This is a genomic window from Maribellus sp. CM-23 (genome assembly GCF_021354595.1).
Taxonomy (GTDB): domain Bacteria; phylum Bacteroidota; class Bacteroidia; order Bacteroidales; family Prolixibacteraceae; genus Draconibacterium.
Map to the genome: position 1 here is coordinate 612,522 of NZ_JADWYJ010000002.1, position 11,423 is coordinate 623,944.

9 protein-coding genes are annotated in these 11,423 nt (G+C 43.3%); 3 read left to right on the forward strand and 6 right to left on the reverse strand.

Annotated elements, in window-relative coordinates; translation table 11 throughout:
• Positions 1–51 precede the first annotated feature (51 nt).
• The gene (gene araA, locus INQ51_RS09885) at positions 52–1,557 is read left to right on the forward strand and encodes an L-arabinose isomerase (protein ID WP_233377810.1); all 1,506 of its coding nucleotides are present in this window, start codon (positions 52–54) and stop codon (positions 1,555–1,557) included.
• An 84-nt stretch (positions 1,558–1,641) separates the two neighbouring features.
• On the opposite strand, the gene nth is transcribed toward araA, so the two are convergent.
• On the reverse strand, positions 1,642–2,289 hold the full coding sequence (gene nth / locus INQ51_RS09890) for an endonuclease III (protein ID WP_233377811.1): 648 nt from the start codon (positions 2,287–2,289) through the stop codon (positions 1,642–1,644).
• A gap of 299 nt (positions 2,290–2,588) precedes the next feature.
• Here nth and INQ51_RS09895 point away from each other — a divergent pair, with 299 nt between their 5' ends.
• On the forward strand, positions 2,589–3,848 hold the full coding sequence (locus tag INQ51_RS09895) for a serine hydrolase domain-containing protein (protein WP_233377812.1): 1,260 nt from the start codon (positions 2,589–2,591) through the stop codon (positions 3,846–3,848).
• An 8-nt stretch (positions 3,849–3,856) separates the two neighbouring features.
• A complete protein-coding gene (locus INQ51_RS09900) occupies positions 3,857–5,743 on the forward strand; it encodes an ABC-F family ATP-binding cassette domain-containing protein (RefSeq protein ID WP_233377813.1) in 1,887 nt (628 codons plus the stop codon).
• Positions 5,744–6,169: 426 nt separating this feature from the next.
• Here the strand turns inward: INQ51_RS09900 and INQ51_RS09905 are convergent, their stop codons facing one another.
• The 5 genes from INQ51_RS09905 to INQ51_RS09925 form a co-directional block, all read right to left on the reverse strand.
• Complete coding sequence (locus INQ51_RS09905; RefSeq protein WP_233377814.1) at positions 6,170–7,096, reverse strand: phosphodiester glycosidase family protein; 927 nt, start codon at positions 7,094–7,096, stop codon at positions 6,170–6,172.
• Entirely contained in the window at positions 7,093–8,931 is a 1,839-nt protein-coding gene (locus INQ51_RS09910; protein ID WP_233377815.1) for a PQQ-binding-like beta-propeller repeat protein, read from the reverse strand. The genes INQ51_RS09905 and INQ51_RS09910 overlap by 4 nt, the downstream gene beginning before the upstream one ends.
• A 71-nt stretch (positions 8,932–9,002) precedes the next feature.
• Positions 9,003–9,797, reverse strand: coding sequence for an endonuclease/exonuclease/phosphatase family protein (locus tag INQ51_RS09915; protein ID WP_233377816.1), 795 nt, complete (start codon positions 9,795–9,797; stop codon positions 9,003–9,005).
• Positions 9,798–9,799: 2 nt separating this feature from the next.
• A complete protein-coding gene (locus INQ51_RS09920; protein WP_233377817.1) occupies positions 9,800–10,558 on the reverse strand; it encodes a hypothetical protein in 759 nt (252 codons plus the stop codon).
• An 8-nt stretch (positions 10,559–10,566) separates the two neighbouring features.
• Positions 10,567–11,244, reverse strand: coding sequence for an endonuclease/exonuclease/phosphatase family protein (locus tag INQ51_RS09925; protein ID WP_233377818.1), 678 nt, complete (start codon positions 11,242–11,244; stop codon positions 10,567–10,569).
• Positions 11,245–11,423 lie beyond the last annotated feature (179 nt).

Sequence of the window (11,423 nt, forward strand, 5' to 3'; positions counted from 1 at the left end):
ACATTTATATAAAATTTGCTACATTCGTAATCAAACTTAAATCGATAAAACATGGCAGATTTTAAACAGATGGAAATTTGGTTCGTCACTGGAAGTCAACATTTATACGGTCCAAAAACATTGCAGCAAGTTGACGAAGATTCTTCAAAAATTGTTGATGGTTTAAACGCCTCAGGAAAAATTCCGGTTCCGGTTATTTTTAAACCGGTTGTAAAAACACCCGATGAAATTCTGGATATTTGTGTCCAGGCCAGTGCCGATAAAAACTGCATTGGTATCATCACCTGGATGCACACTTTCTCTCCGGCCAAAATGTGGATTGGAGGATTGAAAGCACTCAGCAAACCATACATGCACCTTCATACGCAGTTCAACCGCGATCTTCCGTGGAGCGAAATCGACATGGATTATATGAACCTGCACCAGAGTGCACACGGAGGGCGCGAATACGGTTTTATTAACGCCCGGATGCGCAAAAACCGCAAAGTAGTGGTGGGGCACTGGGCCGATGAAAAAGTTCAGGACCAGATGGCAGCGTGGTGCAGAACTGCCATTGGCTGGGCCGATTCGCAAGGACTGAAAGTGGCCCGCTTTGGTGATAACATGCGCGAAGTAGCCGTAACTGAAGGTGATAAAGTGGAAGCTCAAATCAAATTCGGATGGCAGATCAGTGCTTTCGGTGTTGGCGATCTTGTGGCTTACATCGACAAAGTTACCGATGCAGAAGTGAACGAACTGTACATAGAATACGAAGCTCAATACGAAGTGGCAGAAAATTGCAAGCCAGGAGGAGAATTTCATGAAAATGTAAGGGTTCAGGCGCGTTACGAAATTGCCTTGAAACGTTTTATGAAAGACCGCAATTTCAAGGCGTTCACCACCAACTTCGAAAACCTGACGGGACTGAGCCAGTTGCCCGGCCTCGCTTCCCAGCGTTTAATGGAAGCCGGTTATGGTTTTGGTGCCGAAGGAGACTGGAAGCAAGCAGCCTTACTTCGGATTGTAAAAACCATGTCGGCCGGAATGAAAGGCGGAAGCTCTTTTATGGAAGACTATACCTACCACATGGATCCGGCAAACGAAGCAGTTTTGGGCGCCCACATGCTCGAGATTTGCCCTACCATTGCAGCAAAAAAGCCACGTTTGGAAGTACAACCACTGGGAATCGGCGGTAAAGATGCTCCGGCCCGCCTGATCTTTGAAAGCGCCACCGGCGATGCGTTGAACGTTACCATGATCGATATGGGGAACCGTTTCCGGCTGATTGTAAATACACTTGAGGTAATTGAGCCTCTTGAAAAAATGCCCAAACTACCGGTGGCTTCCGCATTCTGGAAACCGGCGCCGAACCTGGCCGACGGGGCTGCAGCCTGGATCTATGCGGGCGGCACGCACCACTCGGTATTCACGTTGGCATTAACACCCGATTTTATTGAAACGTTTGCAGAATATGCCGATGTGGAATATGTATTTATTGATAAAGACACAAAAGTTCCGGAATTCAAAAAAGAACTGAAGTGGAACGAAGTGTATTACCTGCTGGCAAAAGGAATCTGATTAAGTTTCCATAGATAAAGTAGTTCTACCCGGTGAAGCTCGTTTTCTCCGGGTATTTTTTTGAATACCAAGGTGAGAGCTGAATTATTTGCCGGCTACTTCTTTCTGATAGTATTTACAGATTTCGGTTAAGCCGCACTTTTCGCATTTTGGTTTTCGGGCCACACAGGTGTAACGCCCGTGCAGAATGAGCCAGTGATGCGCTTTGGGAACCAACTCTTCGGGAATGTACTTCATCAACTGCATTTCGGTAGCCAGGGGAGTTCTGGCATTGGTGCTTAAACCAATTCGCGCTGCCACCCGAAATACATGGGTATCCACGGCCAAAGCAGGTTTATTGTAAACCACCGAAGCAATCACATTGGCGGTTTTACGTCCTACCCCCGGCAGCTTTTGAAGATCATCCACGTCACTGGGCACTTCCCCACCGTACAATTCAATAAGTTTCTGAGCCATTCCCACCAAATGCTTTGCCTTGTTATTGGGGTACGAACAACTTCTGATGTAATCAAAAACTTCGGCTACCTCGGCCTCCGCCATTTTGTAAGGAGTTGGAAAACGCTTGAGTAAATCGGGTGTGATTTGGTTCACACGCTTGTCGGTACATTGGGCCGATAGTATAACAGCTACAATCAATTCAAACGGATTTTGATAATCCAGTTCGGTTTCTGCAATCGGCATCGTTTCCTCAAAATAGGCAATCACACGGTCGAATAACTCTCTTTTTCGCATTCTTAAAATGTTTTTTCAAAAATAATTTAATTTTTTTTCTTTCCGTCTGTAACAATTTTGCTTAAACATTGTCTTATTGAATGTATTTCTTAAGTATCATTTCTCCCCTTGATAGAAGTGGTTTTAAGCAAATAATTAAACAGACGTATAAAAAGCCGGTGATGACCGGCTTTTTTTTGTTTCAATACCGTTATCAAAACCCGGTAGTGAATAAAAAATCAATTCTAAATACATCAGAATACTTTTATTCCGTCGGAGAAGTTATATTTTTGTTTCAAACTCGGAAGGAAAGGTGTTGGATGGCTAGAAAAAAGATTTATTTCGCAGTAATAGTTTCAGTTCTTCTGATTCTAACGTTCACGGTGCATTCGTTTGTAAAGCAACCTGTTAATATCAAAACAGAAGAACTGGAAGAACCGGAACCCGTTTATAATCCGGTTGTTGAAATACAATCTACGCTTGATCGGTTCGACAGTATTTTATCAGAAAATTTAAAACAATCGGGAACGGTTGGCGCTGCCGCCGTTGTAACGTACAAAGGCCGGATTGCCTTGTTAAAATGTTACGGTGTTCGCAAAGCGGGCACAAAAGATCCGGTAGATAAAAACACGATTTTCCGTCTGGCTTCCGTCTCCAAATCCATTACCGGTGTTTTAGCGAGTATTCTCGACGATGAGAATCTGGTTAACCTCGATGACAAAGTAGCCGATTATATTCCCGGATTTTCCTTACATGATCCGCATTGTGCACAAGAGCTTACCGTAAGGCATTTATTAAGCCACACCACAGGACTGGTGCCCCATGCCTATGATTTAATGGTGGAAGACCATGTTCCGCTTGTGAAAATTATTGAACGCTTACCTGAAGTTCCGTTAACAGCAGCACCGGGAGAAATATACGGGTACCAGAATGTGATGTACAGTCTTTACGACCCGGTGGCTTCGGCTAAAACCAAGCAAAGTTTTGACCACCTCATGCGTGAAAAAGTTTTCGTTCCTTTTCTGATGCAGGATGCCTCTACCGGTTTTGAGGCCTTTAAGGAAAACGAGAACAAAGCTTATCCTCATCAAAATGTGGGGAACCGCCATTTTAAGGCCTTGAAACTAAACGACCGGTATTATTCCACAGCACCCGCAGCGGGAGTAAATGCAAGCATTTCCGACCTGGGCCAGTTGCTGGCAAATCTTACCGATCCTGACTCGAAAGTTATTTCGGACAAAGTCCGCGAAACCATATTAACACCACTCGTAAAATCGCCTTTGAATCGTGGTTATTTCCGCAGTTGGGGAAAAGGAGTTCAATCCAAACAATATTCCATTGGCTGGAGAATCGTCGATTACAAAGGCCGAAAAGTGGCCTATCACGGTGGTTATGTTTCCGGGTACAAGGCAGAAATGGCCTATTGCGAAGATGAAGAAATCGGTATTGCACTTCTTACCAATTCGCCGGTGAGCGAAAGTGCGCAGAACATTCCGGACTTTCTGAACCTTATTTTTGCCGAAAAAGAAAGAATCGCAATGGAAAATTCTTCGGCCAAAAACATTGACGATAAATCGTAACACGCTTCATGAAACCATTTGTACAGGGAGAAAACCTATCGAAACGCTGGGGAGAACTTTTGCTTTTCGAAAATATATCGTTTACCGTATTTGAAGGGCAAAAGGTGGCCCTGATCGCTAAAAACGGCACAGGAAAATCAACACTGCTGGATCTTTTGGCAGGAAAAGATTCGCCCGACCAAGGCACGATTACACTTACCAATGATGTGAGAATCGGGTATTTCGAACAGATACCGGATCTTAATCCCGACCATACCGTTATTGAAGAAATTTTCGAAACCGACAACGAGAAAATCAATGCCATAAAAGCGTTTGAGCTGGCTCTGGCCCAAAATAACCAGGAAGAAATTGCAGCCATCTCATCAAAGCTGGATGAACTGGGTGCGTGGTCCATTGAGGTGGAGATTAAACAGATTCTGACCCAGCTAAAAATCAATTTCCTCGAACAAAAGGTTTCGCAGCTTTCAGGCGGACAAAAAAAGCGGCTGGCACTGGCCAAAGTGCTGATCAACCAACCCGACCTACTGATTCTGGACGAGCCCACCAACCACCTCGACCTGGAAATGATCGAATGGCTGGAAGCGTACCTCGAAAAAACAAAATCGACCCTTTTGATGGTTACGCACGACCGCTATTTCCTTGACCGGGTGTGTAACGAGATCATCGAAATGGAGGACAACCAGATTTATCGCTACCAAGGGAACTACTCCTATTTTCTAGAAAAAAGAGAGGAACGGGTTCAAATGCAACAGGCAACAGTAGCCAAAGCCAAGAACCTGCTGCGCACCGAAATTGAATGGATGCGCCGTATGCCGCAGGCCCGCAGTCACAAAGCCAAATACCGCATCAATGCTTTTTACGATCTGCAAGACAAAGCCTCGCATAATTTCCGCGACAACAAAGTGGAAATGAACGTACAATCGGCTCGCCTCGGGAAAAAAATTGTTGAACTGGAGCATGTTTCAAAGTCGTTTCCGGGTGTAAAGCTGATCGAGGATTTTACCTATAAGTTTCAGCGTTTTGAGAAAGTGGGTATTATTGGCAACAACGGTACCGGTAAATCAACCTTTCTGAATTTGCTGACACAAACACTCACTCCCGATACCGGAACGATTGAGATTGGCCCAACCATCAAATTTGGGTATTACCGTCAGGACGGCATTGAATTCGATCCAAAAGAAAAAGTGATTGAGGCCGTTCAGAAAATTGCCGAGTTTATTCACTTTGAAGACGGCACAAAAATGAGCGCCACACAAATGCTCACACGCTTTTTGTTCCCTCCGGAAACGCAATACAATTACATTGAAAAATTGAGCGGAGGCGAACAACGACGGTTGTATTTATGCACCGTTTTGATGCAAAATCCCAACTTTTTGATACTCGACGAGCCAACCAACGACCTGGATATTATCACTCTGAATGTACTGGAAGATTACCTGAAAGCATTTGCGGGTTGTGTGGTGGTAGTTTCGCACGACCGCTTTTTTATGGATAAAATAGTGGACCATCTTTTTGTTTTTGAAGGCGAAGGAACAGTCAGCGATTTCCCTGGAAATTACACCATTTACCGCAATAAGGTAGAGGAAGACCAGGAGAGAGAACAGGCGAAGGCAAAGGCTCAGAATCAGGCACAGGAAAAGGTTCAGACGAAGGTAAAAACGGAAGAAAAGAGCCAGGGCAAACGCAAACTTACGTTCAACGAAAAGCGAGAATTTGAGCAGCTTGAGAAGGAAATCCCGGAACTGGAACAGCGAAAGGAAGAACTGGAAGAGGCCATGAATTCGGGCAATCTTCCACACGACGAACTGTACGAGAAATCGCTGGAGCTAGATAAAATAAAAACCCTGCTCGATGAGAAAGAGATGAGATGGCTGGAGTTAAGCGAGTTGGGATAAAATTCCGTCTATTGTATAGATTTTAATTCCAATTTTAGCATTTTCTCTTGATTTTTTTGTCTGGCTTCTACAAGAAACAAATCTGAAAGCCTTAATTCTATTGGTCCCAAGGCAGGTTCGCCCCTTCCCCGGGACTTTTTTCTTCCCACCGGCCAGGTTGAGTCTTCCCCGGACGTTTTTTTCTGCTCACCAGCCTGAGTAACCTCTCCCCGGGCAGTTTTTTAACCCCACTGACAAATTTTAGCTTTCCCCGGACAGTTTTTTAAGCTCACCGGCAAAGTTGAGCCTCCCCCGGGCAATTTTTTCTGCTCACCGGGCATGGTCAAGCTTTCCCCTGTAACTTCTCTTTTCTTTTAAGCTTTATCAATATGTACGAATAGATTGAACACTAAAGAGAGAATGGTTTTCCTTAAAAACCGGCGACAACTATTTCTCCAAAATTAAAATGGCATTAGCCACTTCTCGTTCTCCTTCGTGATCGAACTTTTTGTTATCCGACGGGTAACTGACAACTCCGTGAAATGGCTGCTCACATATAACCATTGTTGACGAGCCACCGCCGTCAAGGTTTAGGGCATCCACACAGCCGAGCCAACGCATAATCTTTTGCATTTCATTCAGATTCATCCCATTGGCGTCGCTTGAGCGGCCATCGACCACCACAAACAGTACAGAACCATTGGCACGTAAGCCAACCGCCGTGCGGGGATGACGTTTACCGCAGAACGAATCGTCAGGCATACTGTTTTCCATACCTTTGCTCACAAGCATGGGCCCCGACGTGATAATGTTCTTTGCCCGGATACTGTTCTCCCAGTTGCTGATGGTAGTATCAACCTTAAAAATTGAAATATCCTTCTTCCCAAAAGCAAGTGCTCCGCGCGGATAACGTTTTACGTGCGATGACTTCGCATAGTTCTCAGCAATCAGTTTGCCGTCAATTTTCAGATAAGTTTGTGAACGGTTGCGATTGATATTTGCCGGAGAAGTGTGAGGTACAGCTGTTAACTCTGGATGATTATCCGGATCTTTTCCCCTCATTTCAAAATATGATCCGTTAATTCCGGCGATCGCATGACTTTTTGAAGCCAGTTGTGAACTTAACTCCAGTGAATCGCTATATACAATACTTAGCTTTACCTTTTTCCGTTTTGCGGGTAATTCCAGGACGCTGATGTTTTGATTACTTTGGAATAATTCCCCATCGTTAAAATGATAACTCATCCATTTTACTTCCGGATGAACAACTTCCGTTTGCCACTTGGCCGATACAAACGCCAGCGAGTCGTTCTGCGCATTTGCAACGACCGTAATTACGAAAACCAAGAAGAGAGTGAAAGTACATTTTTTCATTTGTATTCTAATCTGATAATTTTACCATCCATTGTCGATGCCAGTAATTGACGGTTTCCCAGGGGATATATGGGGTTGATCAGCGCATTGGAAAGCTTTCGTATCCAAATTATTTGCCCGCTATTCCGGTCGATCGCATAAATACACCCATTATCGCATGGCACAAAAACCACTCCCTCTTTTTCGACAGCCGACGCAGGATCAAGCTCGAAACCAAATTCACAATTCACGGCCCATTCCAGCTTACACTCATCTGCTTCTGCCGAAAGTGCGACCACCGAATCCCTCATAGTTTTCACATAAATAAGTGATTTATCTTCAGATATTCCGATCGATTCACGGCCTTCATACCGGTTCGAGCGCCAAATCTGCTTTCCTGAAACAGCATCAAATGCCGTTGTATAGCGTTCCGGATCAACAATAAAAACTTTTCCATGAGCAGAAACGGGAGTACAGGCCGCGGGAGAGTACAGCTGTCCTTTCTTCGATTTCCATTGCCAATCGATTGTACCATCCGCTTTGTTCAGTGCATAAAAATATCCGCCCCAGCTTCCAAAATAAATATGTATATCATCCACCAGTGGCTGCGTTTCAATAAAGCCTTCCAAGGTCGCATTTTCCCAAATCAGTGTTCCATCGGCAAGTGATAAGGCTGACATTTTTCCTTCAGAACTTCCCATATAAACCACTTCCTCATCGATTACCGGAGATGCCACAATCGGTTTTGATGTCACAACTTTCCATATCAGTTTTCCGCTTGATGCATCCAGGCAATACACGCTTCCATCAGTAGATGCGGTTACAAGCATTTTATTTGAATAAGCCGGTGTTGAGAATATCTTTCCTGCTGTTTGGTATTTCCATAACAAATTACCGGAGTTGATATTCAATGCAACAATTTCTCCCCGGGTATTGGTATAAAAACAAAAACTGTCGGTAACTGCCATTCCTGAAACAATGTCACTGCTGTCCTGCAAGCTCCACAGTTCTTTTACCTCGGGGTATTTTTCGTTTATATCATAAGAAGGACGAGGATATGATTCATCGTCCGCCCCAGGATTTTTCAGGCTTACACGATTCCATATTTCATGTGTCTCTATTCCGGGAGTCCGCTCAGCAAAAAAAATTGAATCGTTTTTTATCGTTACCAGGTTGTATCCTCCTGTTTCATCTTTCCCTCTGACGTTAGCACGCCCCATAACTCCGGGAATACCTTCGAAATTCAGTTGCTGGTTTTTATGTCCGTGCCCACACAAGATCGCTTGCGTATTTCCTTTTTTGAGGATGTCAATTATTTTGTACCAATTGGCCAATGTTTCATTTATTGGATAATGGTTTAAGTAAATAACTGGTTCTCCGACTGTTTTCGTCATAACCGAATCCAACCAAAGTACTTCGCTATACGGAACCATCCCCGGCCCCATGCGCATTTCGGGGCCACTTCCGCAACCAATAAAACGATATTTCCCGTGTTTAAACTCAAAATGTTCTGTTCCGAATATCCTTTCAAAGCTGCGACATCCGCTTTCGCTCCATTTGGTATCATGATTTCCGGGAAGAATATACCATTTCTTATTCAGCTTATCCAGAATTGACTTTGCCTGCTGTAATTCTTCGTCTGCTCCAAAGTTGGCAACATCTCCTGTCACAACTACAAAGTCAACATCTTTCATCGAATTAATATCGTCTACCGTTTTCTTCAGGTCCTCGTCACATTTATCGCGCCCAATATGAACGTCAGTTACAAATGCAAAACGGATTTCGTCGTTTGTCTCGCAAGCAATAAATAATAAAACACAGAAAATAAGGATAATCGTTCTCCCTATATTTTTCATAATAAACTCTTTTAAAATTGAATTCTCCATTTGAAAGTATTTAAGGCTTATTTGCCTGAATTGAACTCCACTTATAACTTCAATTCCACGGTACTGCTTATCGGCAAATGATCAGAAAGTTGTACGTTATGCGTCTTCGCGTCGGTTTCAATCCACTTATCTTTCGGATAGCAAAAAATATAGTCAATGGTATTTTTGGGATCGTTGGCCGGAATTGTAGGCTCTAAATCCGAGACTATTTTCCAGGCACTCATTCCTTCTTTGATCTCTTTTGAATCAGGCTGTGCGTTAAAGTCACCGCATAAAATTACAGGATTGATCTTCTTTTGCAGAATTTCGTTCAGTGAATCCACCTGTACCTGCCTTTCGAGCGTATTTGTATAATCCAGATGCGTACAGGCAAATGTTATGTACTGCTGCTTTTGAAGTTCAACTTCAGCAACCAGAACAGCACGTTGCTCTTTACCATTTTCGGTTTTAGGCAGAAAAATGCGTTCGATTGAAGCCATCGGGTATTTGGATAAAATTCCAATTCCGTAGTATCCTCCCGCATAGTCAATGGTTTTGCCATAGGCCGAAAGCATGCCTGTGCGAAAACCAAGTTCGGTGGCAAAATCTTTACCGTGCTGTTTGGGTGCACGCTCACGGTAGGTTCGGCAATCCACTTCCTGTAAGGCAACAATATCGGGATCCTGCTCCTTGATAAAGGCAGCCAGTTCTTCCAGCGAAGCCAATTCTCCAAACCGAAGATTGTAACAGAGTATCTTGAGTTTTACAGGTGCTTGTTCTTCCTGCGCCGTTGCATCCGGTAAAACAAGAAAGAACTGAATGTAAACAAGAAAGAAGAAGATAAACTTAGTATTCATAATTATAACTTTTCAATTTTTAAATCGATACAGGATATACCATCTGTTCCGACAGCAGTTTCCTTGTACTCTTGGAGTTTCCATTTAGGATTGGTTAGTAAAAACAAAAATTGAGTAGTGTTTCCCCCTGAACTTTCCATGGTTTCGAAACGATAAGTTTCTCCAGAAAATTCAGTTTTCAGTTTGTTTTGAAGTGATTTTGCCGCAAACCCAATCAACACTGTTTTATCGTCCAGATTCGCTTTTACTGCAGCAATTCCTGTTGCCAACTGTGTTTCATTTTCGAAAGTTATTGATGAAAAATTCATGCCGTTACCTCCGGTTACCGTTAACGGAACCGATACATAGCAACAGCCCTCACTCGTTGGGATGCTTTTCATTTCAGTAATGGTTTGCCCGACCAGAATACCGGAACCTTCAATTTGCGTATCGGCATAGCGGGTCCATGCGAAAAGAGGTATTTTCTCGGTCTCTTCAGCAATCGTAACCATTGGATTTTTTATTTCAGTTGAGCTAGTCGTAGCATCAACCCGTTGAAGAAGAACAACAGAATTTTGATTACTCCGAATCCGACCTACTACCGCGGCATAGTCGTTCGCATTAAAAAGCTTTTGATTATTAAAACGCGAATAAACCTGAATTGAAATGCTATTGTTTGTTCCTGTCTCTGGTAAATCAGGCGAAGGATTTTCCTCTTCCCCGCAAGAAATAAAAGACCAAAAACCGATCAACGACAAGAGCAGAATATTTATTTTTTTCATTTTCACAATCATTGAAATTCAACTTCTGCGACAATTGGGCAATGATCCGATATTCCTGTCTTCTCGATAACCTGATAGCTAATGGTCGAACACTTTTCTTTTGGGTATCCAAACAGGTAATCAATTTTTTTTGTTGGAATATCAGGGCAAGTAGGATTGTCGTTACAAAACCGTTTCCATTGCTGCATACCGTTGGCAATAGTTCCTTCTTCCGGTCTTGTATTAAAATCGCCCCCAACTATGGTTGGCATATCGTCTTTCAAAAGAAAATCATTCATGGCTTGGGCCATCACTGCACTTATCGCATCGCTGGAATGATCGAGATGTGTACTGGCAAACCGTACGTTCTGACCTGTAGGAAGACGAACTTCAGTAATCAGAACAGCTCTTTGCTCTTTATCCGATGGAGTTGGCAAGGGTTCTGTTTTTACTTGCAAAAAAGGATATTTTGAAAGCACCGCGAGGCCATATTCTCCACCTTTGTAGTAAATTGTTCTTCCAAATACCGGAAACATCCCTAACTCGGCCCCCAGTTTTGTAGTAAAATCAATCCCCGTATTTCGGCTTGTCATGTAATCGAGCTCCTGTAAGGCAATAATATCAGGCTCGTATTGCCTGATCAGGTCGGCAAAAGGAATAACCGAGTACTGGGTTAGTTCTCCCGACCTGCAAACATTGAAACTCATTATTTTTAACCGGAAAGGATTTGACTGTGCCGTACTTTGTTGAAGCACAAGTAGAACTCCACAGAAAACAAGCACGAGTTTTATTTTAAACTGCTTTAACCTTACGCTTTTTTCCATTTGGTTTGAATTCAATTTGCTCATTGTATATTAACACACTATAAGTCTGTGAAACTCTGTGG